30 protein-coding genes are annotated in these 24,611 nt (G+C 71.7%); 10 read left to right on the plus strand and 20 right to left on the minus strand.

Annotated features, from left to right (window positions below; translation table 11 throughout):
* Window positions 1-166 precede the first annotated feature (166 nt).
* Together IF73_RS0118940 and IF73_RS0118945 are read left to right on the plus strand one after the other, a co-directional pair.
* Window positions 167-790, plus strand: a complete 624-nt coding sequence (locus IF73_RS0118940) for a nucleotidyltransferase domain-containing protein (protein ID WP_031009474.1) — start codon at window positions 167-169, stop codon at window positions 788-790.
* Complete coding sequence (locus tag IF73_RS0118945; protein ID WP_051716982.1) at window positions 790-1,266, plus strand: NUDIX domain-containing protein; 477 nt, start codon at window positions 790-792, stop codon at window positions 1,264-1,266. Before IF73_RS0118940 ends, IF73_RS0118945 begins: the two co-directional genes overlap by 1 nt.
* A 141-nt stretch (window positions 1,267-1,407) precedes the next feature.
* Here IF73_RS0118945 and IF73_RS0118950 read toward each other — a convergent pair whose 3' ends face one another.
* The 7 genes from IF73_RS0118950 to IF73_RS42735 all read right to left on the minus strand — a co-directional run bounded on the left by IF73_RS0118950 (window position 1,408) and on the right by IF73_RS42735 (window position 6,305).
* Entirely contained in the window at window positions 1,408-1,968 is a 561-nt protein-coding gene (locus tag IF73_RS0118950) for an AAA family ATPase (RefSeq protein WP_031009478.1), read from the minus strand.
* Between the two features lie 26 nt (window positions 1,969-1,994).
* Window positions 1,995-2,474, minus strand: coding sequence for a class I SAM-dependent methyltransferase (locus IF73_RS0118955; RefSeq protein ID WP_078868145.1), 480 nt, complete (start codon window positions 2,472-2,474; stop codon window positions 1,995-1,997).
* 30 nt (window positions 2,475-2,504) lie between these two features.
* Window positions 2,505-3,011 carry an AAA family ATPase gene (locus tag IF73_RS0118960; RefSeq protein ID WP_031009483.1) on the minus strand — a complete coding sequence of 169 codons (507 nt, stop codon included), beginning with the start codon at window positions 3,009-3,011 and terminating at the stop codon, window positions 2,505-2,507.
* 197 nt (window positions 3,012-3,208) lie between these two features.
* Window positions 3,209-3,574: a MazG-like family protein gene (locus IF73_RS0118965; RefSeq protein ID WP_031009485.1), complete on the minus strand. Its 366-nt coding sequence runs from the start codon at window positions 3,572-3,574 to the stop codon at window positions 3,209-3,211.
* 73 nt (window positions 3,575-3,647) lie between these two features.
* Window positions 3,648-4,223 carry a helix-turn-helix transcriptional regulator gene (locus tag IF73_RS0118970; RefSeq protein WP_234338271.1) on the minus strand — a complete coding sequence of 192 codons (576 nt, stop codon included), beginning with the start codon at window positions 4,221-4,223 and terminating at the stop codon, window positions 3,648-3,650.
* 68 nt (window positions 4,224-4,291) lie between these two features.
* On the minus strand, window positions 4,292-5,005 hold the full coding sequence (locus IF73_RS0118975; RefSeq protein WP_234338278.1) for a PIG-L deacetylase family protein: 714 nt from the start codon (window positions 5,003-5,005) through the stop codon (window positions 4,292-4,294).
* Complete coding sequence (locus tag IF73_RS42735; protein WP_078868131.1) at window positions 4,917-6,305, minus strand: bifunctional class I SAM-dependent methyltransferase/NUDIX hydrolase; 1,389 nt, start codon at window positions 6,303-6,305, stop codon at window positions 4,917-4,919. Before IF73_RS42735 ends, IF73_RS0118975 begins: the two co-directional genes overlap by 89 nt.
* A 215-nt stretch (window positions 6,306-6,520) precedes the next feature.
* Here IF73_RS42735 and IF73_RS0118985 point away from each other — a divergent pair, with 215 nt between their 5' ends.
* The 7 genes from IF73_RS0118985 to IF73_RS0119015 all read left to right on the plus strand — a co-directional run bounded on the left by IF73_RS0118985 (window position 6,521) and on the right by IF73_RS0119015 (window position 9,508).
* Entirely contained in the window at window positions 6,521-6,838 is a 318-nt protein-coding gene (locus IF73_RS0118985) for a hypothetical protein (RefSeq protein WP_051716986.1), read from the plus strand.
* Window positions 6,839-6,880: 42 nt separating this feature from the next.
* Window positions 6,881-7,216 carry an ArsR/SmtB family transcription factor gene (locus IF73_RS0118990; protein WP_031009492.1) on the plus strand — a complete coding sequence of 112 codons (336 nt, stop codon included), beginning with the start codon at window positions 6,881-6,883 and terminating at the stop codon, window positions 7,214-7,216.
* Window positions 7,217-7,927, plus strand: a complete 711-nt coding sequence (locus IF73_RS0118995; protein WP_031009494.1) for a cation transporter — start codon at window positions 7,217-7,219, stop codon at window positions 7,925-7,927.
* Between the two features lie 166 nt (window positions 7,928-8,093).
* Window positions 8,094-8,423, plus strand: coding sequence for a hypothetical protein (locus IF73_RS0119000; RefSeq protein ID WP_031009496.1), 330 nt, complete (start codon window positions 8,094-8,096; stop codon window positions 8,421-8,423).
* An 8-nt stretch (window positions 8,424-8,431) separates the two neighbouring features.
* Window positions 8,432-8,866, plus strand: a complete 435-nt coding sequence (locus tag IF73_RS0119005; RefSeq protein WP_234338272.1) for a MerR family transcriptional regulator — start codon at window positions 8,432-8,434, stop codon at window positions 8,864-8,866.
* Window positions 8,847-9,161 carry a hypothetical protein gene (locus tag IF73_RS41055; RefSeq protein WP_158822048.1) on the plus strand — a complete coding sequence of 105 codons (315 nt, stop codon included), beginning with the start codon at window positions 8,847-8,849 and terminating at the stop codon, window positions 9,159-9,161. Before IF73_RS0119005 ends, IF73_RS41055 begins: the two co-directional genes overlap by 20 nt.
* An 11-nt stretch (window positions 9,162-9,172) precedes the next feature.
* The gene (locus IF73_RS0119015) at window positions 9,173-9,508 is read left to right on the plus strand and encodes a YnfA family protein (protein ID WP_031009500.1); all 336 of its coding nucleotides are present in this window, start codon (window positions 9,173-9,175) and stop codon (window positions 9,506-9,508) included.
* Between the two features lie 91 nt (window positions 9,509-9,599).
* On the opposite strand, the gene IF73_RS0119020 is transcribed toward IF73_RS0119015, so the two are convergent.
* The 5 genes from IF73_RS0119020 to IF73_RS0119040 form a co-directional block, all read right to left on the minus strand.
* On the minus strand, window positions 9,600-10,187 hold the full coding sequence (locus IF73_RS0119020) for a class I SAM-dependent methyltransferase (protein ID WP_031009501.1): 588 nt from the start codon (window positions 10,185-10,187) through the stop codon (window positions 9,600-9,602).
* On the minus strand, window positions 10,184-11,482 hold the full coding sequence (locus tag IF73_RS0119025) for an MFS transporter (RefSeq protein ID WP_031009503.1): 1,299 nt from the start codon (window positions 11,480-11,482) through the stop codon (window positions 10,184-10,186). The genes IF73_RS0119020 and IF73_RS0119025 overlap by 4 nt, the downstream gene beginning before the upstream one ends.
* Window positions 11,479-11,955, minus strand: a complete 477-nt coding sequence (locus IF73_RS0119030; protein WP_031009504.1) for an NUDIX domain-containing protein — start codon at window positions 11,953-11,955, stop codon at window positions 11,479-11,481. Before IF73_RS0119030 ends, IF73_RS0119025 begins: the two co-directional genes overlap by 4 nt.
* Window positions 11,952-12,836, minus strand: a complete 885-nt coding sequence (locus IF73_RS0119035) for a phosphotransferase (protein WP_037879680.1) — start codon at window positions 12,834-12,836, stop codon at window positions 11,952-11,954. Before IF73_RS0119035 ends, IF73_RS0119030 begins: the two co-directional genes overlap by 4 nt.
* 136 nt (window positions 12,837-12,972) lie before the next feature.
* Window positions 12,973-14,742 (minus strand): ATP-binding cassette domain-containing protein, encoded by a 1,770-nt coding sequence (locus IF73_RS0119040; protein ID WP_107049289.1) that lies wholly within the window; start codon window positions 14,740-14,742, stop codon window positions 12,973-12,975.
* Window positions 14,743-15,151: 409 nt separating this feature from the next.
* Here IF73_RS0119040 and IF73_RS0119045 point away from each other — a divergent pair, with 409 nt between their 5' ends.
* A complete protein-coding gene (locus tag IF73_RS0119045; RefSeq protein ID WP_031009510.1) occupies window positions 15,152-15,703 on the plus strand; it encodes an NUDIX hydrolase in 552 nt (183 codons plus the stop codon).
* A gap of 308 nt (window positions 15,704-16,011) precedes the next feature.
* On the opposite strand, the gene IF73_RS0119050 is transcribed toward IF73_RS0119045, so the two are convergent.
* The 8 genes from IF73_RS0119050 to IF73_RS0119085 all read right to left on the minus strand — a co-directional run bounded on the left by IF73_RS0119050 (window position 16,012) and on the right by IF73_RS0119085 (window position 24,585).
* Entirely contained in the window at window positions 16,012-16,671 is a 660-nt protein-coding gene (locus IF73_RS0119050; protein WP_031009512.1) for a PIG-L deacetylase family protein, read from the minus strand.
* Entirely contained in the window at window positions 16,668-17,972 is a 1,305-nt protein-coding gene (locus IF73_RS41060; protein ID WP_051716987.1) for a hypothetical protein, read from the minus strand. The genes IF73_RS0119050 and IF73_RS41060 overlap by 4 nt, the downstream gene beginning before the upstream one ends.
* Window positions 17,969-18,985: a phosphotransferase family protein gene (locus IF73_RS38700; RefSeq protein WP_051716989.1), complete on the minus strand. Its 1,017-nt coding sequence runs from the start codon at window positions 18,983-18,985 to the stop codon at window positions 17,969-17,971. Before IF73_RS38700 ends, IF73_RS41060 begins: the two co-directional genes overlap by 4 nt.
* Window positions 18,982-20,520, minus strand: coding sequence for a Gfo/Idh/MocA family protein (locus IF73_RS0119065; protein WP_107049285.1), 1,539 nt, complete (start codon window positions 20,518-20,520; stop codon window positions 18,982-18,984). Before IF73_RS0119065 ends, IF73_RS38700 begins: the two co-directional genes overlap by 4 nt.
* Window positions 20,517-21,605: an LLM class flavin-dependent oxidoreductase gene (locus tag IF73_RS0119070; RefSeq protein ID WP_420706566.1), complete on the minus strand. Its 1,089-nt coding sequence runs from the start codon at window positions 21,603-21,605 to the stop codon at window positions 20,517-20,519. The genes IF73_RS0119065 and IF73_RS0119070 overlap by 4 nt, the downstream gene beginning before the upstream one ends.
* Window positions 21,606-21,687: 82 nt before the next feature.
* The gene (locus tag IF73_RS0119075) at window positions 21,688-22,722 is read right to left on the minus strand and encodes an Ldh family oxidoreductase (RefSeq protein ID WP_078868132.1); all 1,035 of its coding nucleotides are present in this window, start codon (window positions 22,720-22,722) and stop codon (window positions 21,688-21,690) included.
* Between the two features lie 37 nt (window positions 22,723-22,759).
* Window positions 22,760-23,593 carry a hypothetical protein gene (locus IF73_RS38705; protein ID WP_051716992.1) on the minus strand — a complete coding sequence of 278 codons (834 nt, stop codon included), beginning with the start codon at window positions 23,591-23,593 and terminating at the stop codon, window positions 22,760-22,762.
* 92 nt (window positions 23,594-23,685) lie between these two features.
* Window positions 23,686-24,585: an aminoglycoside phosphotransferase family protein gene (locus IF73_RS0119085; protein ID WP_031009526.1), complete on the minus strand. Its 900-nt coding sequence runs from the start codon at window positions 24,583-24,585 to the stop codon at window positions 23,686-23,688.
* Between the last annotated feature and the right edge of the window lie 26 nt (window positions 24,586-24,611).

Genomic DNA, 24,611 nt, shown 5'->3' on the forward strand with positions numbered 1-24,611 from the left:
GGGTGCGACCCGCACCGCGCGCCTGGAGGAGCCCGTCGCCGCCGTCCTGCCTCTGAACACCCCGGCGACCAGCTTCCGCGGGGCTTGCAGGAGTTTGGCGTGTCCTCCGTGGCCGAGCGGTAGGGTTCGGCGTCCACGATGGAGCTCGCTGTAGGGGAAGGGCGCGGTGAAGCGGGAGGAACAAGCCGGGCGGGATTGGGAGCCCGCCGACTTAGCCGAAGTCGTCACCTTGTTCTCGAAGACGCCCCGCCGCTGGTGGGTTGCGGGCGGCTACGCCGTGGAACTTGCTGTGGGCCGACCGTTTCGGGAGCACGACGACGTTGACGTCCTGCTGCTGCGCCAAGACCAGCTCGCGGTTCAAGAGGTCCTCGCCGGATGGGAGTGGTGGGCTGCGGACCCGCCGGGCTCTTTGCGCCGGTGGCTGTCCGGAGAGCTGCTGCCGGTCAGCGTGCACGACGTGTGGTGCCGGCCCGGTCCGGGTGCGCCGTGGCGGATCCAGGTGATGCTTGATGAGGCCGACGGCGAGACCTGGGTGTCCCGCCGCGACGCCCGGGTCCGCCGACCTGTGAAGCGACTCGGGTTAACAGCCGCTGACGGTACGCCGTTCCTGGCGCCGGAGGTTCAGCTGTTCTACAAGGCGAAGGCTCCCCGGCCGAAGGATGAGCAGGACTTCACCGAGGTCCTACCTCACCTCGACCACGAGGCGCGGGCGTGGCTGGGCGAGGCACTTTCTGTCGTGTACGGGCCACACCCCTGGATCGCTACCTTGCAGGACAGGAAGGGAAGTTGATGCCGCAGAAGACCACCCCGCCGGGCCGTTCCTACGCCGCGCACTACGCGGACGTGCATCTGCTCGTCCGCCGGGGGGACGAGCTCCTGATGAGTCGCCGCGTGGAGGCGCAGCGCGTATTCCCGGGCATGTTCCAGGTGCCGGCCGGACTCTTGGAAGAGGGTGAGCCCGCTGCTGTGGCGGCTGCCCGCGAATTCGCCGAGGAGACCGGCGCCGCCGTCGACCCGGCCGACGTCCGGTTCGTGCACCTGATGCACCACGTATCGACGCACGCTGGTGACCAGCGGATCGCGTTCTTCTTCGAGACAGACCGGTGGCACGGCGAGATCGGCAACCCCGAACCGGACAAGTGCGAGGACTGGACCTGGCACAAGATAGCGGCCTTGCCTGAACCGATGGCGCCCTACCTCGCGGTCGCGCTGCGGAACATCGCCACCGGTCTCCTCTACAGCGAATACGCGTGGCCCTCGGTGTAGAGCCAGAGGACGGCCGCAGGGATCCGCTTCCATGGGAGCGGCTCAGGCCGGTCCCGACTGCATGGGGAGTAGGTCCCCGCGGTCGTTGGCCTGGCACAGCACCGTGGCATTCTGCGACGACCAGTAGGCCCTTCTCGTGGTCTATCGCCCCTTGGGGGGCTGGGCGAAGGCGATGATCTCTTTGATACCGGGGATGTAGCCGTCGGAGGTGTCAACGAGGAGGGTGGGCAGGTCGAGGGAGATGCCGACGAAGCCGTCGGGGACGTACGTACCTGCGGCGATTTCTGCCAGGAGGCTGTGATCGGCGTGGGCCGCGCGGTGTGCGTCGTCCTCGGTTCGCTGGGTGATGCGCTGGACGATCGTTCCTGTGGGTGTCGTGCAGCGGATGACACGGATCGAGGCGATCTCGGTAAGGGGTTCCAGGCCGGGACGCCACAGGCGGTCCTGAAAAGCGGACTCCGCGACGACGGTCACGCCGGCCTTCAGGAGCACGGTGATCGTGTCGAAGAACGCGTCGCGAGCTGGGAAGTTGAGGTTATCGGTCCCGTCCGGTGACGGGACGGCGTTGAGGACCATGCCCTGCTTGATCTCATCGCGGATGACCGCCGGGCAGCCGAGGTGTTCTGCGAGGACGCGGGCGAGCGTGCTCTTCCCCGTGCCGGGCGGGCCGCTGATGACCAGGAGCGTGGGTCGGTTAGGCACGACAGATCCTTCGCGAAGGTGATGGGCTAAGCGCTGGCGGGGATTGACGCGGCGAGCCGATAGGCGATGAAGCCGGGCTCGCGGGCCAGTTTGCCGTACGTCGTCGGGTGCTCGTGGGCCATCGAGAGCGCCGGCTGGTGCTCGACGAGCCGTTCGAGGGCGAGGCCGGCGGAGGCGAAGTCGTCGAGCCATGCCTGGAGGGGCTGTCGCCAGTAGCGGTGCGTCATGCCACCCGACCAGGTTTCTTCCACGTGACCTGCTTCGAAGTAGCTGCCGCCGGCGGCGATCCAGTCGGCGGTGGGGTGGCTGCTGGAGACGATGATTCGTCCGCCGGGGCGGAGAAGGCGGCGGAGCTCGGCCAGGGTGGCGACGCGGTCGTGCACGTAGTGGATGACCAGGGCCACCAGGACGATGTCGAAGGTGCTGTCATCGGCCCAGTCGAAGGGGGCGTCGAGATCGTGCTGGACGGCGCTGCGGGAGATGGGGCAGGCCGCCGAAGCAGCCATGATCACCACCGCCTGGCACCCGCCGACGCCTCAGAACGAGCCCGGCTCCACGATCTCCTCGCCCTCGCCCTGAGGCTCCTCGAACCGCACGAAGAAGTCGTCCAGCGCCTCCGGCGTCACGACGAGCGCGTTCGCGTCCGCCCTCTCGTTACGTTCCGCCAGCCGGCGCAGCAGCTCGTCATGGGCCACGGGGAAGTACATCAGTCGCCACCGCCCGCCGGCCGACTCCACCAGAGCCTTCATGCCCTCGCGGTCCTTGCGCGGCCACAGCCCGTGGTCCCACACCACATCCCGGCCCTCCGCGACCAGCTTGGCCAGCCGCTCGTGCAGCTCGGCGACGACCGGAGCCTCCTTGGAGAAGTACGTGTTCTCCAGGTAATCGACGCCGTACCGGCCGTGCCGCTCGAAGACCACTTCGTCGACCGACAGCCGCACCGCCCCTTGAGGCTCCAGCACCCGCTGGGCGTAGGTCGTCTTCCCCGATCCGGTGAGTCCCACCAGCAGGAAGACCGTCGGGGTCCTGCTCTCGACCACCATCAACTTCCCTCACCTCTACCGTCGTTCCCGGCAGTCTGTCACCGCCGGCCGGGGCAGGACTCCCGGCCCCGGCCGGCGCCACCCGAAGGAGCCGTCTGTGCTCGCCTCCGTCCTGGCCCGCACGCTGCGCGGCTACGTCCGCCACGCCCACGGCACCATCGGCAAGGCCCAGATCATCGACGACCCTCGTGAGCTGCTCACGCCCCTTCGAGAGGCGGCACGCTGGCGTCATCGTCCAAGTCGAGGAACCTCGCGGCCTTCCGGACGAGCACTGCTTCGAAGAAGGCCGGCGCTTGGTCACCCAGCATCCGGTGCAAGGAGACCAGGCTGGTGATCGCGGAATCGGCGACCTCTTCCTGGACATGGCCCCAGGTGTGGCTTTGCCCCTTCCGGGGGTTGGTGGCCCAGGCGCCGATCACGGCTTGGGCCGACTCGCCTACCTCCTCGGTGAGTTTGAGGACCTGCAAGGTCCACTGCTGCTCGGCGGGGATCCCGCGCGCGGTGTCGAGGCGGGTGAAGAGCTCGGCCAGTCGGCCGATGGTTTGCCACGGGACAGTGCTCACAACGGAACTCCTTGGTCTCTGCAGGGGAAGCGTTCGCCAACGGGAGCGCTGGCGTGCGTCATGGTGGGCTGGGTCATATGAGTCCCTGCCGCATCGCGTACGCCACCGCGTGCGACCGGTTGCGCAGCTGCAGGCGGGTGATCACCGCGTGCAGCACGTTCTTGATGGTCCGCTCGGAGTACGAGAGCTTCGCGGCGATGTCTGCCGTGTCGTACCCCTCCGCCACCAGGCGCAGTACGTCCACCTCGCGCGCCGCGAGGCCGGTGAAGTGCAGTCCGCGCGGGCCGAGGACCTGCCCCTGGAGCCGGCCGACCTCCTCCAGGAGGCGCCCCACCAGGTCGGAGGGTAGGTGTCCGGCGCCCTTCGCGACCGTGCCGATGACGTGCACCAGGTGCTCGGGGGTCGCCTCCGCGCGCCGGATCACCCCGGCGACCCCGCACTCCGCCGCGCTCACGAGCTTCTGTTCGTCGATGCCCGTCGTCACGAGGACGGGACGGGCCGGGCTGGTGCGCCGGATGCGACGCAGCAGCTGCAGGACGTCCTCGTCGACGGTGTCCACAACGAGCACGACGACCTCGGGCGCCGGGTCGGCGTTCTCGTTCCAGTCGGCGATGGTGATCTCGGGGCGGGTTCGTAACTGACTCGTCACTCCGGCCTGCGAGATTGGGTCCGGTGCGCGTAGCGCGACACTGATTCGGTTCGTGGTCATTGTGATCGTCAGATGGCTAGGTTCGGCCGCATGCCGGGCATGTGGTCGGGTGAGAGGCGGGTGAAGTACTCGGTCCGGATGAGTGGTTCGCGGTCGACGGGCGCGAGGCGGGAGAGGATGCCGGGCAGGGGGCGTTCCCTGGTCACCTGGCTCCTGTGGGCGAGGATGGCCCGCCACTTCTGGTCGAGATGGCTGCCCACGTCGACCGCCGTGGTGACCTGCTCGTCTGGGACGCTCAGTGTCGTTTTGCCGACCCGCTTCATGAGCGCGCTCAGAGTGCCGGCACGCGAGTGCGGGTGCGTGGCCGCGTACAGGGCCTGGGGGCGCCAGGGCGGTCCCGCGTCCGGGTAACGGTGTTCGAGTCCGGCGGCGTGGAAGGCGAGGAGGGCCGCCTGGTGGGTGCGGACGTGATCGGGATGCCCGGTCAGCTGACCGTACGCGTCGTGGGTGATCAGGATCTGCGGGCGTACCGCTCTGATGTGGGCGACGATCGCCTCGGCTAGCTCGTCGATCGGCGTGTCGCACAGGCGCGGCCGGCCGGGGGCCGACTCGGGGACGCGCGCATCGGCGTAGCCGAGCATCCGCGGTTGCCCGGCGCCGAGAACGGTCAACGCATCGGCCAGCTCCGTGGCTCTACGGGTACCGGAGGCCCACGTCGCGGTGACGACGGCCGTGTTCGCTCCCGCGGCGGCGTGCTGCGCCAGGACGCCTCCTGCCAGCAGCGCTTCGTCGTCTGGGTGGCCGAAGACGGCGAGAAGTGAAGGACGCGACGGTTGGGTCATGACGGTGCTCCGTTCCTGAGGTGATGGCCACCGGGCTAGGCGAGGGGGTGTTGTAGGGCTGGAAGTCGGCGGGCGGGTGGTCGAGGGGGAGTTCCTGCCTCCACGCCGTCAGGCACTGGCTGCTTGGCACGAAGAGGGGCTGGGGCAGCGCGTCGAGGCTCCAGAACCGCCACGACCCGATGGTTTTCTCCAACTCCTGTGGTGTGCCGGACCAGCGGGTGATCAGCGCGGGCACCGTGAGCCGCAGGACGCCGCCCACATGGTCGAGAAGCGTGCCGAGCACCTGCACGTCGCCGGGCTGCGCGATCAGGCCGGTTTCCTCGGCGAGCTCTCGGACCACGGCCTCGGCGAACGTCTCGCCCGGCTCCAGCGATCCGCCGGGAACTTCCCACGTGCCGAGCCGGTGGCGCCCCAGCAGGACGCCGTCCGGGCCGTGCACGATGATGCCGACCCCCAGCGCTGCGTGGGGCGCGGGCGGCGCCGGCGTCCGGGGCCGGCTGCGGATCCGTTCCGGGCGGCGAGCTGCGTATAGCCGGTACGACAGGGGCTGGTCGGGCTGCGGGGAGTCGATCGTCGTGACCGTCTCCATGACAAGGCCGTGGTCGACGAGGAGGTCCTCCCACAGCCGCGGTTCGAGAACCCACATGTGCATCTGGTGTTCAACGTCCGTGCCAGGGAGCCGCAGGATTTCGGGGCGGGCTGTGACGGAGTCGGAGGGACCGTCGCCGTTCGAGTTCGTGTGCAGCGCGCTGAACAGAAGCCGGCCACCGGGCCTGAGGCTGTTGGCCAGGGCGGGCAGAAGGCGGTGCGGATCCACGAAGGGCACGCCGCTGACGGAGTAGATCAGATCGTAGGGGTCGGCTTCCCGTAGGTGGCCGACGGCGTCGGCGCACACCAGGCGCAGGCCGGGTGTGTCGGGGTAGCGGTCGAGGGCGCGCTGGTGCTGCGTAGGGGAGGCGTCGACGGCGGTGACGTCGGCGCCGAGCGCTGCGAGGCGTGCGGCGTGCCGGCCGACCCCGGCTCCCAGGTCCAGGATGCGAAGGCCGGCCACATCACCGAACACGTCGATGCCAAGGTCGGCCTGGGGGATGTCCCAGGCCCAGCCGTCCAGTTCCGGCAGGTCGAAGGTCCGGCTGAGCTGATGGCGGCCGTAGAGGGCCCAGATCTCGCCGATGGATGACTCCGGGGAATTGCATCCGATGCGTGAACCCGGGGCGTCTGAGCTGGGGACCTGCGGCATCAACGTACCTCCTGGGGACGAACGAGGCAGGCTCCTGACCTGCACTCTTGCTGTGGATCGTTCATCTGATGCATGATTCGCGCACTCTGCGGAAGAGGCTGCGTGACGACGACGGACTTGAGCGAGGGCTCCGCCCGGCTGGTGCTGCTGATCGGCGTGACGCTGCTGCACCCTGAGGATGCCGTGTTCGACGCGATGCTGGAGGGCTGGACCACATGCCCCCGCCCCTGGACGGCTACCTCCGTACGCTCCACGCCGAGGCGATAGCCAGGGATACCGCCGCAGAGCGGTGGCTGTTCCCCAGCCGCTTCCCCGCCCAGCACCTCAGCTCGGGCCGGCTCGCCAAACGCCTCCGGCTGCTCGGCATCCACTCTCGGATGGCCCGCAACACCGCCCTGATCGAACTCGCCTCCGAGCTGCCAGCGGTCGTTGTCAGCCGCCTGCTCGGCATCCACCAGAGCACCGCCGATACGCGGCAGCGCCTCGCCGGGCAGGATCACGCCTACGCGGCGGACATCACCCACCGCCAATAATCCATGATTCCCTGAATTCAGGATCACCTGTACTGTCGTGGTGTGCTGACACTCGCCGCTGACATCGAGGTGCTGGCGCGGTTCGGCCGCGCCCTCGCCGACCCCATCCGCTGCCGCATCCTGCTCACCCTGCGCAAGGCGCCGGCCTACCCGGCCGACCTCGCCGACGCCCTGGAGATCTCCCGGACCCGGCTGTCGAACCACTTGGCCTGCCTGCGCGACTGCGGCCTGGTCGTCGCCGTGCCCGACGGCCGGCGCACCCGCTACGAGCTCGCCGACGAGCGCCTCGGCCACGCGCTCGACGACCTGCGGGCTGCCGTGGTCGCCGTCGAGGCCGACAAGACCTGCCCGGACGCTGACGAGAAGGGCTGCTGCTGAATGACCGCGATATCCCTCGGCCCCAGCTCCGCTCGCCGCGACATCCTCACCCGGCGCATACGCCTGCTCGTCGCCGCGACCATCACCTACAACGTCATCGAAGCTGTCGTCGCCCTCACCGCCGGCACCCTCGCCTCCTCCACCGCTTTGATCGGCTTCGGCCTCGACTCGGTCATCGAGGTCTCCTCCGCCGCCGCGGTCGCCTGGCAGTTCTCCGCCCGCGACCACGCCGTCCGCGAAGCCCGTGAACAGCGCACCTTGCGGATCATCGCCATCTCCTTCTTCGCGCTCGCCGCGTACGTCGGCATCGACGCCGTCCGCGCGCTGACCGGCACCGGCGAGGCCGACCGCTCCCTGCCCGGCATCGTGATCGCCGCCCTGTCCCTGGCCGTGATGCCCTTCCTGTCCGCAGCCCAACGCCGAGCGGGCCGCGAACTCGGCTCCGCCAGCGCGGTCGCCGACTCCAAGCAGACCCTGCTGTGCACCTACCTGTCCGCCGTCCTTCTCGTCGGCCTGGTCCTCAACGCCACCCTCGGCTGGTCCTGGGCCGACCCGATCGCCGCCCTCGTCATCGCCGCCATCGCCCTCAAGGAAGGCCGCGACGCCTGGCAGGGAAAGGGCTGCTGCGCACCCAACGCCACACAGATGCACTCCGGCGACGCCCAGCCGAACGCGTGCGGAGCACGATCGGGAAGCGACTGCTGCAGCTGACCCTCCGCACTCTCCTCGGGGGCCTCCGGCGCCATGCCGCAAGCCCCCGTCACGCGCCGCAGGCCGCCCAGACCGTGGAGCATCGGGCTTGCAACCGATACCCAGGTACAGGTTTACCGTCGAAGATGTCCCCACCCGGCGGGACGCGACGACGGGAGTGAGCACGATGAGCGAGATCGCGTGGGTGCCGCAGTCCTGCACCCTGCCCACCGAGGAGCAGCCCCTGCGGATCGCGGAATGGGACACGTTGTTCTCCGAGCGGCTGACCTCGGTGTCGAGACCCGAGCCGCTCCGGCTCCGCCTGGACCTGGCCGGCGGGCCGGGCATCGAGCAGCGGGTACGTGACCTGGCGGAACGGGAGAGCGGCTGCTGCTCGTTCTTCACCTTCACCACCACCCCGAGCGAAGACCTGATCGGACTGGACATCGCGGTGGACCCGGCACGAGAAGCGGTGCTGGACGCCCTCGCCGCACGCGCCGCCGGAATGCAGCAGTGAGCACGGGCATGCGCAGCGGCCAGGTCGCAGAGGCCGCCGGCGTGAACATCCAGACCCTGCGCTACTACGAGCGGCGCGGCCTGCTGGCCGAGCCGGAACGCAGCAACGGTGGTCACCGCCTGTACGACGAGGAGGCGGTGACCACGCTGCGTGTGATCAAGGCCGCCCAGCGGCTCGGGTTCACCCTGGAGGAGGTCGCCGAGCTGCTGGAGGCCGGCCGCCACCGCCACGGCCGCCCCGTCGCCGGGCTCCAGGACCGGGCCGCGGCCAAGCTCGCCGAGGTCGACGCGAAGATCGCCGACCTGACCACCATCCGCACCGCCCTGGCCGCGGCCGTCGAAGCGGGCTGCGACGACCTGACCGTCTGCGCCGGAAACTCCTGCTGCCCCATCCCCTTCACCGACCTCGCCGAGGAGAACCGCCATGCCGGCCCCTGCTGCTGACCCCCGTCCCCACCGCACCCCGAAGGCACTCGGTGGCCTGGCCGCCCTGGCCTGTGTGGCGTGCTGCGCGCTGCCTGTTCTGATCACAGCCGGAGTCGTCGGCGCCGGCGCCGGGGCGATGGTGGGCTGGCTGCCAGCCGTCGCGGTCGTCCTGGCCGTGCTCGCTGCCGGAACGTGGTGGCTCGGCCAGCGCCGCCGCCCCTGCTCCTGCGCGCCGGAGACCGCAGGTAAGGACAGCTGCGGCTGCCAGAAGGCCGAGAACCTGATGAAGATCACGGACACGGGCCGTCGGTAGAGTCGCCCTCCATGACCATCGCTCGTTCCATCGCCCTGTTCGCCGTCGCCGCCCTCTTCGAGATCGGAGGAGCCTGGCTCGTCTGGCAGGGCATCCGCGAGCACAAAGGCTGGATCTGGATCGGCGCCGGCGTCATCGCCCTCGGCCTCTACGGGGTCGTAGCCACCTTCCAATCCGACGACAACTTCGGCCGCATCCTCGCCGCCTACGGCGGCATCTTCGTCGCCGGATCGATCGCCTGGGGCATGGTCGCCGACGGCTATCGCCCCGACCGCTACGACGTCATCGGCGCCCTGGTCTGCCTCGCCGGCATGGCCGTGATCATGTACGCCCCTCGCAGCCACTGACCCATGCCCATTGCGCAACTTCTGATAGCCGGAACTACCAGCATTCTCGACGTCCGGCACGAGGTACTTCCTTTCGTTCGCGGGCGGATGATCAGGGGCGCAGGGCGTAGCAGCGCAGGACGTCGAGGTCGGCGGTCCGCGCGACGGACCAGCCGGCCGTGAGCAGTTCGGCGTCCGAGGGCGAGATGCCGAGTCCGAGGAGGGCTGGGTTGGTGGTCGTGCGGCGGCCGGCGATCTCGGTGACGACCCAGAAGGTTCCGCCGGGCGCGAGGAGGCGGCGGACACGGCTGAGGAAGCCGGGCTTGTCGTCCATCCATCGGTAGACCAGGCGGCAGGTGATGAGGGCGTAGGCCGCGTTTGTGAGCGTCGTGAGGTCGCCGGTGGCGATGTCCGCGCACTGCCACGTCGGTCCGGGCGTGGTGTCCTGGGCGGCGGCGAGGGCGATGGCGCTGGGGGAGCAGTCGATGCCGGTCGTGCGGTAGCCGAGCTCGTGGTGGAGGTGGCGGGCGAGACCGCCGTCGCCGCTGCCGATGTCGAGGGCGGGGCTGCCTTCGCCGGGGCCGAGGTGCTCGGCCATCAGCTGTTTCTCGGCCTGGCACAGCGGCCGGTAGCGCCGGCCGTCCTCGGCCCAGAGTGGCTCCCAGTAGGTCGGGCTCGCGGTTGATGCGATGGCGGTCACGAGGTTCCCTCTCGGGCGGGCGGCACGGCCGCGGGGACAGGAAGGACGGGCATGGCTCGCAGAGCGCGTACGGGGGAGGCCAGCAGCAGGAGGACCGGCACGACCTGGAGGAGAGCGCCGACGGCGAGGACGGCCGGCACGTCCAGGACGAGCGCGAGTGTGCCGGCGGTCGCGGCGGCCAGGGGGCGGCTTCCGGCGGTCACGGTGGTGCTGACCGCCTGCATCCGGCCCTGAAAGGCCGGGTCGCACAGGATCTGGCGCAGGGTGCGCTGGCTGACTCCCGCAGCCGTCGCCCAGAACAACTGGACGGTGAGCGTCGCGGCTAGGGCGATCTGCCAGCCGCGGCCGGGCCCGGCCAGAAGGAGCGGCACCTGGGCTAGGGGGCTGACCGCGAACCCGGTGATGATCACCGGGCCGACGCCGAACCGGTCCGTCATCCGTGAGGTGAGCAGCGCACCGGCCAGACTGCCCATACCTCCGGCACCCATGATCACCCCGAACGCGGTCGGGGAGACACCGAGCGCGGTGAGCAGGTAGTACGCCCAGAAGGTGTTCATCAGCGCGAGGCCGAAGGACAGCACGGCCAGGGCCGCGATCACCGTGCGGATCGTCGGCTGCCCGATCACGTAGCGCACGCCGGCGGCGATGTCCCGGTGGAGGCCGCGCTGCTTCTCGGCTCCGACGCGGGGCGCGTGTGGTTCAGGCGCGCGGATGCGCCAGACCAGACAGGCGGAGGCGAGGAAGGAGGCGGCGTCGACGAGGAGTGACCGGGCGGCGCCGACGGCGCCCACGAGCGCGGCTCCGACGTTGCTGCCCGCGCTGTCGGCCACCGAGGAAGCCGCACCCAGAAGGGAGTTGGCTTCGTGCAGCAGCTGCGGGGCGACGACGGCCGGCAGGAGACTGATCGCCGCGGCGTCACGGACTACCTTCGCCGTGCCGACCGCGAGCGTCACCCCGTACAGCTGGCCGATGGTGAGTACTCCGGCCAGAGCGGCGGCCGGGATCGTGGTGAGCGCCGCGGCGGCCACCAGGTCCGAGACGAGGAGCTGGAAACGCTTGGCGTGCCGGTCTGACAAGGCTCCGGCCCACAGCGCGAGCGTGCTGGGAAGCTGGCCGAGGAATGCGAGTGTCGCCACCTGGCCGGCGGTGGCGCGCAGTTCCAGGACCGCGAGCGCTGGCAGAGCGACGGCGCTCACCCCCGACCCGGCCAGGGTCACGGCCTCGCTTCCGAGCAGGTACCGGTAGGCCGGGGTCGCCCAGGCGGTCGTCTTACGGGTCCCGGCGGTGACCGTCACCGGGGCTCATCCCCGACGGCCAGCTCGGGGGCGATCACGTTGGCGTACCGGTGCCCGGCGGCGAAGAAGCGGAGGATCTCGCGGGTGAAAGGGTGGCAGTCGTCGGGCGGGCTGGCGGGATCGACCCAGACGAGCTCGCTGTGGGTGTCAGGCTCGCTGTTGTACGGCTCGCCCTCCCACTCCCGGGCCAGGAAGACGACGCCGGCCACCCGTTCCCCGTCCGCGGCGTGAAGGTGGACCAGCTGGCAGAACTCGAGACGGTCCGGGGTGATGAGGATACCGGTCTCCTCGGCGAGCTCGCGTGCGGCGCCCTCGTCGAAGAACTCGTCGGCTTCGAGTCGGCCGCCGACGACGGTGAGCAGCCCGGGGGAGTGCCACGACCGCGGCTGGTGCCGGACGGTGAGAACCCGGCCGTCGGCTGGGTGGCGTAGCAGGACCATGACGTGCGTGATGCTGCGATGGACGTTGCTCACGGCCGGTCCTCCTTCATGAGCCGCTCCAGGGTCCGCCGGCCTCTGGCGGTGACCTCGGGATGGTCGTTGTCCGGGCCCCAGGCCAGGCAGTTGACCGCGTCCAGCGCGGTCAGGCAGCGCAGTGCGTGCCGTTCGGTGCCGGTGAGGTCGCGCCCGTATGCCTGGAGGAACGCTCTCTCGCGGTCCGGGTGGTCGAGCCACTCGGTGACGGCGAGGATGACGAGGTCCTGCACGCGGGCGGCCGGGCGGGTGCGCTCGAAGTCGACGAGCGCGAGCCCCACCTCGGACCACAGCCAGTTCCTCGGCTGGTTGTCGCCGTGGATGTAGCCGAGCGGCACCGGTCCGACGCGGCGGAGCTGAGCCGCGTAGTCGCGGACCAGCTGCTGCTCGTCCGAGGTAAGCCGGTCCCCAGCGCGGCCCAGGTACTTCTCCGCGCCATCGGCCGCGGCCACCAGCGACGCTTCGGCTTCCGTGCGGTCGCGGGGGTCGAGCGCGCCGGTGTCATGGAGCCGGGCGCACAGCAGGCCGGCCTGCGCGTGCACGGCCCGCCACTCGGTGGCGGTCAGTCCCAGCCCAGGTGCCGGGCCACCGGGCGCCACGCTGAGCAGCAGTGCCAAGTCGTCCGCGCGGCTGGCGAGGAGACGGGGCGCCCGGCTGTGCCCGAGCGCGGGAACGACTCCTCGGTAGGCCCGGGTCTCACGGGCGAAGAACTTCACCGAGGGCGAGACCTTCACGTACCAGCGGGCCCCGCCCTTGCCGGTGAGCTCCCACACGCGGGAGCGATGCCAGTCGTGCGAGGCGTCGTGCACGGTCACGACCGGCCCGGTGAACTGCTCCGCCCAGCGCTGCACGGCGACGGGCAGGGATTTCGTCTGCCTCACGCCGTGCACCTTGCGCTCGGGTGCGACGCGTACGAGGAGCGCACGTCACAGGCGGCGCTGGTGGCGGGGGACGGGTGCATGGGCCCTCCTTGATGTGGCCTGTCCGCCCGGCGGGACGCGACAGGGGGCAGGTCGGTCAGCGGTCCTGGGAGAGTTCCAGCAGTTCGGCGAAGGTTCCGCCGCCGTGGGCGAGGTCGTCGTACCGGCCCTGCTCGGTGATCCGACCGTGCTCCATCACGATGATGTGGTCGGCGATCTTGGTGTTCTCCAGGCGGTGGGTGACGACGATGGTGATGCGGTCGGCGGCGATGGCCTTGATCTGTTCGAAGATCTGGTGTTCGCCTCGGGGGTCCATCTGGGAGGTGGGCTCGTCGAGGATGAGCAGTTCGGGCCGGCGGTACAGGGCCCTGGAACAGGCGATGCGTTGCCACTGACCGCCGGAGAGCTCCGTGCCGCCCCAGAGGTCTCGGGCGAGGAGAGTGTCGAGACCCGCGGGGAGGTCTTCGACGGCATCGCGCAGACCGACCGCGTCGATCGCCTCCCACACCGGGGCGTCGTCGTAGCTGTGGGGTTGACCAAGGGTCACGTTCTCGCGCAGGCGCAGCGGCCACTGCCCGAAGATCTGCGGCACCAGGCCGGTCAGGCGCCAGACCGAGGCCGGGTCGGCGTCGGCGAGGTCGGTGCCGTTCCACGAGACCGTACCCTTGTCCGCCAGGTAGATGCCGGTCAGCAGCCGGGTCAGGGTGCTCTTCCCGGAACCGTTCGCCCCGACGATCGCGAGGATCTGGCCGCGCCGCAGGGTCAGCGAGACGCCGTCGACGGCGGGCTTGTCCTTGCCCGGGTACTGGTAGACGACCTCTTCCAGACGGATCTCGGCTACCGGCGCGGCCAGACGGCAAGGACCCCGCTGGGGCGCGCGGTCGGCGGCCTCGGCGAGGAAGCTCTGCATGTCACCGAGGTACAGGCTGGTGTGGAAGACCGCGGCGCCGGCGGTGACGACCTGGGTCAGAGCGGCGAGCATGGTCTGCACCGCGATCACGGCCGTCGCGGCGACGGCGAGGTCGATCCGGCCGGAGACCGCCAGCCACGCCAGTGCACCCCACGTCGCCGCCAGACAGATGCCGCCGGCGAGCGCGGACAACAGAGCGATCCGCAGGGTTCGTGGCGAGGCGGCCAGGGTGCGCCGGTCGCACCGATCTGACAGGGCCCGGTACCAGTAGACGAGATAGCCGACCATGGAGTTCGCGCGGACCTCGTCGCTGTACTTGGACTCGGTGGCCCACCAGCGCATCATGCCGCGGCTGTTGCGGTCCGCGATGTTGCCGTAGTGGATCTCGTAGTCCACCCGCGCGCTCAGCACGGCCCCGACACCGGCCGGCAGCACGGCGAGCATCAGCAGCGGCAGCATCAGCGGGTTCAGCACGGACAACACGCCACCGGCGGTGGCCATGCGGATCACCGCCGACACGAACTGCTGCGCGTCGGCCACCATCACGTGGGTGCGCATCACCCCCATCTCGGCCGCCTCACGCCGGTCGGAGAAACCGTCCTCCGCGTACGCAGCCGCCTCCACCCGGCACACCGCCTCGACCAGCGCCGAATCCATCTCCGTCGTCAACCGCGGCGTGATCCGCCGCCCCGCGTACGAGGCCACCGCTTTCGCTGTCCGAGCCACGGCGGCGGCGACCGTCACCACGAGCAGCGCCGGCAGGGCACCCTGCAGGCGGTCTCCGGCGGACCCGGCTCCGAGCACGGGTTCCATGGCGCGGGCGGTGGCCGTCAGCAGCACGGCGGCCGAGACGCCAGTGACCAGCTGGCAGCCGAGAAGCAGCTGCACGGCCCCCCGGTCGATCCGCCAGGACAGCCGCGCGATCCGGCCCAGGACGGCGGGGATCTGCGCGCACATCCGCCGGAAGGACACCTCGGCGAGGGGGTTGATGGAGTACTGCCCTGTGTAGGTGATCTCCGCCGGCGGCGGCGGAGGGGGCGTGTTCTGCTGCTCGTTCAGGGGTTTCGAGGTCAACGGCGGTTCCTCCTGAGCGGTCGGCCGGCGCGGGTCGTGAAGCTCAACGACCCCGCCGGGATATCGAACTGGTGTCTTTCGGACGCTGTTGGTTCCCCGAGATTCGGCGCGTGTCGGAGCGTGGGGAATGCACCCACCCAGGCCCCCCAACGGACCTTCTGTGCAAGGGGGTTGGCCGAAACGCCGAGGGCGAACCCTTTATGGTGAAGGCGGGCGCGGCGGTGAACCACGGCCCCCGCCGGACTTGTAGAGTGCGACCCTCCCCGCACGTACCCCTCGCTGGAGTCGAATCGTGGCAATCTCTGATTCCGACATCTCGGATGCTCTCGGTGCCTACTTGCAGCGCCACCCGGACGAAGCCGAGCAGCTGTCGGAGCCTCTGCGCCTTCTGGCGGAAGGCCGGGACTTCGCCTCGCGGCGCAGGTTCCCCATGCACGTGACCGTCGGTGCCCTGCTCGTCCGCGAGGACGCCGAGATCCTCCTCATCGAGCACCTCGCCTACGGCCTCACTCTTCAGCCCGGCGGTCACCTTGAGCCGACCGACACCACCTTGGTCGAGGCGGCGGTGCGCGAGCTGACCGAGGAGACCGGCATGGACCCCCGGCAGGTCTCCGTGGTGTCCCCGACTCCCGTCTACGTCGAGTACGGCAAGGTGCCGGCCCGGCCGCAGAAGGACGAGCCGGAGCACTACCACCTGGACATCGGATACGCCTTCACCACGGTCCGCGGTGACGTCGGACGCATTCAGGAGTCCGAGGTGGCCGGCGCTGGCTGGTACCCGCTGGATGTAGCCGAGCGTCTTGTCGGACACCGCATCAGGCGAGCGGTCACGGCACCGGCCTAGATGCGCTGTGCCTGAGCACCGGTGGTCCCGGGCGCTCGTGCCAGGGGCGCACTCGTCAGCACGTCGGCGACCGTGCTCGCCTCGCTGCCGAACCATGGATGTCAGCCTTCGTGCTCGGAAACGGTAGGGGCGGATTCGATCAGTCGAAGGAGGGCTTGCTGTCCCGGCTTCGCTTGAGCTCGTAGAACCCGTCTGTCGCTGCGGCCTGGAGCAGGCGGTCCCAAGCTGTGCGTGAGAGTGACCATCAGGTGTGTCTTCCTGGTCATGCGGTCGGCAGGGGGGTGGAAAAGGGGCGTCGGTGGCCTCGTCTACGGGCGGAAGGCATGGAGGATCTGGCGGACGGTGCGGAACATCTCGGCGCCGTGGGCGCCGTCGGGGAAGCGCTCGACGACGCGGTGGTGCACGTGCTGCCGGTAGGCCAGTTCGGTCAGCCCGCTGAAGACCTTCATGTCGAGCTGTTCCTGGGAGGAGAAGCAGGCCAGCGCTTCCTGCTTGGCGGCCAGGAGCTCTGGGGTGCCGACGAAGTAGAGGTTCGGCTCGAAGTGCCGGCTGTAGGGGGAGCGGAAGTGGATCAGGTCGGCGGCCTCGCGCATCGCGACGGTGGTGGCCTCTTCGCCGGTGACGGCGTGGTCGAGGTGCTGGTCGTCGGGGTGATGGGTGTAGACGACGTCGGGACGCTCGATCGCGAAGGTGTCGAACAAGGCCGCGTTGACGGCGCCGCGGTGGTCGGTGAGACGGGTGTCCGGGATCTGGGAGAAGGTGTATCCGCCGATACCGAGGACCTTCGCGGCGGCCAGGCACTCGTCGCGGCGCCTCGTGGCCTCGGCCGTGCCGGGGCGTCCGGCGGTCAGGCAGTGGACTCGGACACGGTCGCCGGCCAGGACGTGGTCGCGGATTCGCATGCCCATGGCGAGTTCGGCGTCGTCGGGGTGGGCGACGACGACCAGGACGGACCGGGAGGCGGTCAACGGGACTCCTCGTGGGGGGTGATCTGCAGGGCGCTGTGCAGACGGCGGCCGTCGAGGCCCTGCCAGCGGAAGGGCTCGTGCTCGTCGCGGGGCCAGCGCAGGTAATGGAGGCTGCCGACGGCATCCGCCGGTCCGCGCCCGTGCCGGTAGGCGATCTTGGAGGTCTGGCCGCCGTCGAGGTGGAACACCGCCGCCGGGTCGTGGCCGGCCCGCCCGCACAGCTCGGCGGCCTCCTGGACGGTGACGCCCTGGAACGCGGGGGCGAGGGGCGCGCCGTCCAGGACGGTCAGGGTCAGATGCCGGCCGCCGAGCGCGAGCAGGGTACGGGCGTAGCGGACGCCGGGGCGGAACGGGCTGGTGCCCAGGCTCTGGTCCCAGGGCGCGGTGCGGCCGGCGGCGGCGTCGGCGGCGGACGGGCCCAGGGACAGGGCGCTTTCGATGCCGGCGGTGGCGAAGGCGTCGACGGCCGTGACGCGGACGGGTGCGTTCGTGACGAGGTGGGCGGGCCAGGGGTGGTGGGCGCGCAGGATGTAGGCGCCGGCGAACAGGTCGGCGCCGCCGCCGGGATGCAGGGCGGTGATCCTGGCCCCGGCGGGGGAGAGGGAGACGGTGCAGTCGAGGGCCTGCGGATCGCGGGGCGTGGTGTTGGCGGCCGGGTCGACGTCACGGCGGAAGCCCGTGCGGGGATCGTCGTGGTAGCGGATGCGGCAGTTCGCCGCACCGAACACGGTGAGGTGGCCGGCCGGAGCCGGGCTCGGCGTGGGGTCCTTCGAACCGGTCCAGGTGTGCGGGTGGCCGGCGACGGTGAGGGTGCCGGTGGCGGCCAGGGTGCGCACGAGCGGACGGCCGTGGTGGATGAGGAGAGCGGGTTTGGTGACGGTGGGCAGGCTGACGACGTCGTGGTCGCGGACGGCGAGGTCGAGGCAGGGTTCGGCGGGCTGGTAGGCGGGGTCGTCGGAGATGTAGGCGAAGGTGCCGGAGACCGCGGCGGCGACGGGGCCGGTGACGAGGCGGCGCAGGTGGAAGCCGCGCGGGCAGGAGACGGGCCGGCAGTCGGCGCGGTCGAGGTCGAGGGTGAGGGTGTAGGCATTGGTCAGGCAGCCGCCGCCGAGGCCGATCGGTCGGGCGGTGAGGACGACGCCCGGCGCGAGAATGAGCGTCCGTGCCGGGGCGGGGCAGGCGAACGGGCTCTGGTCGCGGGCCAGCGACTGGACGCTGGGCACGTGGATGCCGCGGGCACGCAGTTCGGCGAGCGGGTCCTGCTCCGGCGTGCCGCCGGGCGGAGCGAAGGGCGCGTTCACGACGTCACCGGCCCGGCGGCGGCATCCAGCAGGTCGCGGACGGTGAACGGCCCGGCATCCAGCAGGCGCCGCAGGCTGTGGCGCAGACGGCCGGCAGCGGCGGGCGGCGCGGTCGCCGGGTAGGGGACGGTGCGCGCCTCCAGCCGGTACAGCAGCACCCCGGCGGCCACCGCCGCGAGGAGGTCGTCGTCGCGCCAGGGCCGGGCGGGGCCCGGGAAGGTGTAGGCGTCGAGGAACGCGCCGGCGAGCGGGTGCAGGCGCGACGGCCGGGTGATGTGGTGCAGGACCAGGTGGGCGAGGAGGTAGCCGAGGTCGAACAGCGGCGTGCCCGTGTGCACGTTGTCGAGGTCGACGAACGCGGTCCGTCCTGCCGCCAGGCTGAGGTTCTTCGGGCAGGCGTCGCCGAGGATCAGCTGCCGGCCGGGCAGAGCGTCCAGGTGGCGGCACGCCTCGTCGAGGACGGGGTGGCCGCTGGAGCGCAGGCAGTAGCCGTAGGCGTGCTCGGCGCGGAAGAGGCCGTCGCCGTCGCCGTCACGCAGCGGCGGCAGGCCGGCGGTGGCGTGGTGGATGCGGGTCAGGGCGGTGGCCAGGCGTGTGCATTCCTCGGAGGTGGCGGCGCGCTGGTCGAGGTGCTCGCGCCAGGTCCGGCCGTCGGGGAAGACGTCGGTCATCACCATAGCGTGTGCGTCGGGCAGGAACGCCAGGACCTGCGGGAACAGGTCAGGCAGCAGGCCGTGGTGCAGCGTCAGGGCCCGGTGCTCGACCGCGATGAGCACCGGGTCGGTCGCGATGTGCCGGATCCTGGCGAAGCAGTGGCCGCGGATCTTTACGACGACGTTGCCCGCCTCGCCGCGGACACGGAAGACGTGGGCGACGTTGCCGCCGAGGCACTCCTCGACGCTGGTGAGGCGTCCGGTGTGGGGGCGGCACGCGGCGAGGACCTGCTGCAGGTGCGGCCCGAGGACCGCTCCCAGACCGGGCGCGATGTGGCCGGAGGCGAGGGGGAAGGTCATCGCATGGCTCCCAGGGAGGCGAGGGCGTGCCCGGCGCGCGGGGCCGGGGCGGTGGGGCGGAAGCTGAGGACGACGGGGTCGGCGGGCCGGCCGGCCGCGGTCCAGCGGCGGGACATCGACAGGTAGGCGCCTGCCATCAACCGGGCCGGGCGCCGATGGTCGGCCAGGTCCGAGGCCAGCTCCGCGCGGGGGACGCGGCCGGCCAGGTGGGCGAGGAACTCGGTGACGGCGCAGGTGCGGGCCGAGCGCTGGGTCGGCAGCACCGTCTGGTCGCCGCAGTCCTCCACGAGGTCGGTGAAGCCGAGCGCGCGGTGGCGTTCCCAGCCCAGCCCCAGGCGGTCGTTGCGGAAGACGTGTAGCTCGATGTGGTCCGCGCCGCCCGCCGCCCGCTCGTCGATGCCGTCCTCGTCGCCGTGCAGGGTCTGCAGGACGTGCAGATGCAGAGCCTGGAAGGGCCCTTGCTGGATGAGGTGGACCTCCTGCCCGATGCGGCCGTTGCCCTTGTAGAGGCCGCCGGCCACAGCGTGGAGGTTGCCGCGCTGGGAGAAGGTGGTGTGGGCGAGGTTGTGGCTGCCGAGCGCCATCACCCGGCCGCGGCTGCGGTAGGTGACGTTGAGGAACACATCGACCTCGCCGAATCCGGCGGTGAGCCGGTCCAGGTCCTGCTCGGTGTACGAGTTGCGGTCGGCGAAGCCGGGCAGCAGCCGGGCGTGGTCGGCGACGGTGAGCTGGGCGAGGAAGTCGGCGGGCCGGGTGCACGCGGCGTGGACCTCGATCTCGTCGATCTCCTTGCCAGGTCGCTCGCCCGCGGACAGCCACCACGGCACGGTGTCGAAGTGGTGGTAGCCGGAGTGCGCGGCCTTGCCGTACCCGCGGTCGAAGCCGTGATAGCCGAGGTCGACGAGTTCGTCCGGCAGCCGCCACTGGCCGTCGCCGTGACTGGACTGGACCGAGGTGACCGGGCAGTTCGTGGCCTCGGCGACCTCGGCGATCAGCTCCCGCACCCGGCGGAACGCGGGGTGCCAGCGGCGCTGGCTCATCACGCTGACCACCATCCGCGGATCGCGCCGCCGCGCCGCCCGGTAGGCGTCCAGCAGGGTGTCGAAGTCGTCGGCGATCGCCTGCGCGGCCACCGGGTCGGTGGACGCGCCGGGATGCACGGTCAGCGGCTTGTCGAGGAGTACCGGCAGGTCCCGCTCCATCGCCCACAGCGTGTAGGGCAGGTGTACGGACGGCTCGGTCGCCACCACGACCGCCCCGATTCGCTCCCGCTCCACCACGCCCTCCAGCACGCCCCGCACCCCGTCGGGCAGGGCCCGGCGGGAGACGGGGAAGGGCTCGACGGGAACGATGAGCATCCGCCGGGGCCGGCCCGGCGTGCCGTACTCGACCGCGGCGGCAGCCGCGTCGGGCAGGTCAATGCCTGTGACGGTGCCGGCGAGGCCCGCGTCCTGGGCGACGGCCAGCGCGGGCAGGTGGTTGAGGCGGGTGTGCGGCCCGACCCCGACGACCAGCACGTTCACGGCGCCGCTCACCGGCCCACCGCCGCGCGGCCGATGCCGGCGCCGAGCAGCGGCAGGACGCCCTCGCCGACCTCGTACGCCTCTTCCAGGTGGGGGAACCCGGAGAGGATGAACTCCGTGATGCCGAGGTCCGCGTACTCGGTGATCCGGTCGGCGACCTCACGGTGCGAACCGACCAGCGCGGTGCCGGCGCCTCCGCGCAGCAGCCCCACCCCCGCCCACACGTTCGGCCACACCTCCAGGTCGGAGGTCCGGCCGCTGTCCCGGAAGGCGGCGTGCAGGCTGCTCTGCCGGGCCTGCCCGGTGGACTGGCTGTGGGCCAAGGTGGCCTGCACCCGGGCGACGTGCTCGGGGTCGATGCCGGTCAGCAGGCGCTCGGCAGCGGCCCACGCCTGCTCGCTCGTGTCGCGGGCGACGACGTGGAACCGGATCCCGAACCGCGGCGCCCTGCGACCGGCGTCGGCGGCCAGGGCGCGGATGCGGTCCAGCTTGGCGGCGACGTCGGCGGGCGGTTCGCCCCACGTGAGGTAGACGTCCGCGTGCCGGGCGGCGACGGGGGCGGCTTCGGCGGAGGAGCCGCCGAAGTACACGCCGGGCAGCGGGCCAGGGGGCGAGAAGACGGTGGCTCCCCGTACGTCGTAGTGCGTGCCGGTGAAGTCGAACGGCTTGCCGGACAGGGCGCCGCGCAGAACGGTCAGCCACTCGTCGGTGCGGGTGTAGCGGGCGGCCTTGTCGAGGTGGTCGCCGAAGCGGGCCTGCTCGGCCGCATCGCCGCCGGTCACGACGTTCAGCAGCAGCCGGCCCCGGGTCTGCCGCTGGAACGTCGCGGCCATCTGCGCGGCGAGCGTCGGGGATATCGAGTCCGGGCGCTGCGCGACCAGGAACTTCAGGCGCTCGGTGGCCTGGGCGAGGGCGGCGCAGGTGACCCACGGGTCCTCGTTGAACGTGCCGGCGGGGGTGAGGATCGCGTCAAACCCCATGTGCTCGGCGGCCTGCGCGATCTGGGCCATGTAGCGCAGGTCGGGGGCGCGGTGCCGGTCGGCACCCGGGGCGGTGCCGGTGGTCGTGTCGTGGCCGGGCCCGTGGACGCCGCGCATCCCGGTGGTCAGGGTGCGGCCGTCGCTGCCGGTCGGCAGGAACCAGTGGAACTGCAAGCGGGTCAAGTCGGTCTCCTGGGATTCAGCCGGAGGTGAAGTCGCCAGCCGCGCGGGCGGACAGGCGGGCGAGCAGCGGCCCGGGGACGGGGATGGTGCCCTTCTCGCGGGCGGCGGCTTCGAGGGCGCGGCCCTGGTCGCCGGGCACGCGCCACGTGCCGTCGGCCGTCGCCGCGTCCCGCAGCCGGTCGGCGAGGCGCGTGTTCGCGACGGCCGCGTCCTTGTCGGGGGCGGCGAAGGCGGGGTCGAGGGCGAGGAAGGCGTATCCGGTGGTCCAGGTGGAGTCGACGTCGTCTCCCATGGGGAAGCCGAACACGGAGCCGGTCAGAGCCTGCACGAGCAGGGACAGGGCGAGGCCGCGGTGGTCGCCGAAGACGATCGCGGAGGACGCGGCGTGGGGGTCGCGGGTGGCACGGCCGCCGGCGTCGACGAAGCACCCTTCGGGCAGAGGCCGGCCCGAGCGGCGGTGCTCCCACAGCACGCCCATCGGCGCCAGCGTGGTGCCCATGTCCGCGCTCAGGGGCTCGCCGAGGGTGGGCAGGGCGAAGGAGAGGGGGTTGACGCCGAGGACGGGGGTGGCGCCGCCGGCCGGGACGGCTTCGGCCCGGGAGGTGTTGGCGGCGATGCCGACCAGGCCCTGTGCGGCGATAGCCTCGGTGAACGTGGACAGGACGCCGTAGCGCTGGGAGTTGATGACCCCGACCAGACCGACGCCGAGACGACGGGCCCGCTCGATGGCCGCAGTGGTCGCGAAACCGGCGCTGAGCGGTCCGATCTCACGGTGCGCGTCGACGACGGCGAACGCCCCGCGCTCGCGGACGATCTCGGGCGGGGCCTGCCGCTCGGGGAAGAACCGCGATTCGAAGGCGAACTTCGCCAGCCCGTGGGACGGTTTGCCGCGCAGTTCTCCGGTCAGGAAGTGGGCGGCCACCAGGCGGGCCGCGCTGTCGCCGACGCCCGCGGCCGTGCAGGCCCGGGCCATCAGGTCCTCGACGTAGGCGATCGGCACCTGCACGTTCGCCGGTTCGGCGGCGGGCCTGCGGACGGGGGTGTGGGACATGGTTCTCCGTTCGACGGGGCGGGAGAAGGGGAGCGGTTCAGGTGCGGGAGCGGTGCCAGGTCACGGCGGAGCGCAGCTGTCCCTCCCGCTCGGCGCGGCGAGCCGGAGGACAGGTGGCGACCTGCTCGGCCCGGCGCCGGACGAGCGCGGTGACGAAGGTGTCGGCGGCGTCGGTGGGGGCGGCGGCCCAGCCGGGCAGCGCCTGGCGGGCCCACGCCTCGGCGTCCGCCGCGGGGGTACCGGCGTCGATCAGCTGCGCGAGCAGGAACCCGGCGCTCAGCCACCCGGCTCCCCGGCCGGGCCATGCCCAGTCCAGCAGGACGGCACTGCCGCCTTGAACGAGGATGTTCCCCTCGTTCAGGTCGGTGTGCACGAGCCGGTCACCGGCCAGCAGACCGAGGTCCAGGCCCGCGCCGAGGTGCGCCCAGCGGTCCTCAACCCGCAGCGTGGCGGCGGCGGGGGCCGACAGGGCCGCGAGGCGTCGCAGGGTGCCGGCGGCGGCGTCGCGGTCCGCCGAGCCCGGGGACAGGTCGGCGGCCCGGCCGGGGACGTGCTCGAACAGCAGCCACCGCCAGGCGCCGGCGATGCCATGGTGCAGCAGCTGGGGCGCGAGCGCGCGGACGGCGGGTGCGAGGCACGCCTCGGTGTCCAGAGTGGGCGCGTGGCGGTGGAACAGCGGAGTGGCCTTGAGGAACAGCCGGCGCCCGGGGACATCCAGGGACAGGCGCAGCCAGGCGGTCCTGCCCGCGGGAGCCTCGACGGCGCTGAGGACGGGTCCGGCAGCGGACTCGACGGCGGCGCGCAGCGGCTGCGGGACGCCGCCCCACACGGCAGACGCGGCGTGAGCGGGCAGGCCGGGGACGAGATTCACCAAGCACCTCCTGATCCGGATCGCTGCGAGACAGAGGAAGAAAGAGCGCGGACCCGAACCCGGGCGGGTGCCGGGTCCGCGCGCCGTGCGGACTACGGCCGGGGTGCGGCCATCCGGTCCAGGACGAGGTGGCCGCGCGCCACGAGCTCATCGCGGCCCTTGGCCAGGCCGTTGCGCAGGTAGGACACGCCGAGGCGGACGGTCAGCAGACGCAGCAGGCGGTCCTCCTCGGCCGTCAGCGGCCGGCCGTAGCCCGCGAAGTACGCCTCACGCAGCTCCGGGCGGACGGACCAGACCGCGCCGCACAGCCACACGAACTCGGACGCGGCGACGCCGTGCGCGGCCATCGCGAAATCGATCAGGCCGTGATGGCCGCTGTCCTCGTCGTACAGCCAGTTCCGGGTCTCGTAGTCGCCGTGCCGGTAGACCAGCGGCAGCTGCTCGGCGAGTCCGGGAAGTTCCTTCGACGCGGCCTCGACCAGGGCGAGCCGGTCGGCGGCCAGGTACGGCGCGACCTCCTCCAGGCAGTCGGCGGCCTCCCGGGCCTTGGCCTCCATGTCGGACCGCACCGCCGCGCGGTCCGCGTCCGTACCGGGCTCGGACGCGTCGTGCCAGCGGCGCAGCAGCCGCCCGGCATCCTCGTACAGGCGCAGCTCGGCGCCGGCCTCCAGCGGCAGGTCCCGTACGACACGGCCGGGCAGCGGCGTGCTGAGGATCGCGCGCAGGCCCCGGTCGCAGGCCAGCAGCCGCGGCGCCTCCGTCTCGCCCAGGTGCGCCGCGGTGAAGGCGTATCCGGCGACCTCGCGCTCGAAGTCGAGGTCGCTGGGGCTGATCTTCACATAGGCGTCCCGGCCGGCCGCGCTCACGCGCCACACGAGGGAGGTGCTGCGCGGCCAGGAACGGTCCTCGTTCGCGTCCAGGCCGGGCAGGTGGCCGGCGACCCAGTCGCGCAGCTCGGACGGGAAGGGCTTGGTGGGCTTGGCGGTCGTCATGAAGTGCGGTCTCCGAACGGGCGTGG

Origin of the sequence: Streptomyces sp. NRRL F-5727 (assembly GCF_000719555.1) — a bacterium.
In the GTDB taxonomy this organism is placed as follows: domain Bacteria; phylum Actinomycetota; class Actinomycetes; order Streptomycetales; family Streptomycetaceae; genus Streptomyces.

Excerpts from the sequence above, each read along its gene's own strand:
- IF73_RS0119000 (WP_031009496.1), top strand. The coding sequence starts at position 8,094 with ATGAGCGAGATCGCGTGGGTGCCGCAGTCCTGCACCCTGCCCACCGAG.
- IF73_RS41055 (WP_158822048.1), top strand. The coding sequence starts at position 8,847 with ATGCCGGCCCCTGCTGCTGACCCCCGTCCCCACCGCACCCCGAAGGCA.
- IF73_RS0118995 (WP_031009494.1), top strand. The coding sequence starts at position 7,217 with ATGACCGCGATATCCCTCGGCCCCAGCTCCGCTCGCCGCGACATCCTC.
- IF73_RS0118960 (WP_031009483.1), bottom strand. The coding sequence starts at position 3,011 with ATGGTGGTCGAGAGCAGGACCCCGACGGTCTTCCTGCTGGTGGGACTC.
- IF73_RS0119015 (WP_031009500.1), top strand. The coding sequence starts at position 9,173 with ATGACCATCGCTCGTTCCATCGCCCTGTTCGCCGTCGCCGCCCTCTTC.
- IF73_RS0118955 (WP_078868145.1), bottom strand. The coding sequence starts at position 2,474 with ATGGCTGCTTCGGCGGCCTGCCCCATCTCCCGCAGCGCCGTCCAGCAC.
- IF73_RS0119070 (WP_420706566.1), bottom strand. The coding sequence starts at position 21,605 with ATGCGCGGCGTCCACGGGCCCGGCCACGACACGACCACCGGCACCGCC.
- IF73_RS0119085 (WP_031009526.1), bottom strand. The coding sequence starts at position 24,585 with ATGACGACCGCCAAGCCCACCAAGCCCTTCCCGTCCGAGCTGCGCGAC.
- IF73_RS0118945 (WP_051716982.1), top strand. The coding sequence starts at position 790 with ATGCCGCAGAAGACCACCCCGCCGGGCCGTTCCTACGCCGCGCACTAC.
- IF73_RS42735 (WP_078868131.1), bottom strand. The coding sequence starts at position 6,305 with ATGCCGCAGGTCCCCAGCTCAGACGCCCCGGGTTCACGCATCGGATGC.
- IF73_RS0119005 (WP_234338272.1), top strand. The coding sequence starts at position 8,432 with ATGCGCAGCGGCCAGGTCGCAGAGGCCGCCGGCGTGAACATCCAGACC.
- IF73_RS38700 (WP_051716989.1), bottom strand. The coding sequence starts at position 18,985 with ATGACCTTCCCCCTCGCCTCCGGCCACATCGCGCCCGGTCTGGGAGCG.
- IF73_RS0119040 (WP_107049289.1), bottom strand. The coding sequence starts at position 14,742 with ATGTGCGCGCAGATCCCCGCCGTCCTGGGCCGGATCGCGCGGCTGTCC.
- IF73_RS0118985 (WP_051716986.1), top strand. The coding sequence starts at position 6,521 with ATGCCCCCGCCCCTGGACGGCTACCTCCGTACGCTCCACGCCGAGGCG.
- IF73_RS0119075 (WP_078868132.1), bottom strand. The coding sequence starts at position 22,722 with ATGTCCCACACCCCCGTCCGCAGGCCCGCCGCCGAACCGGCGAACGTG.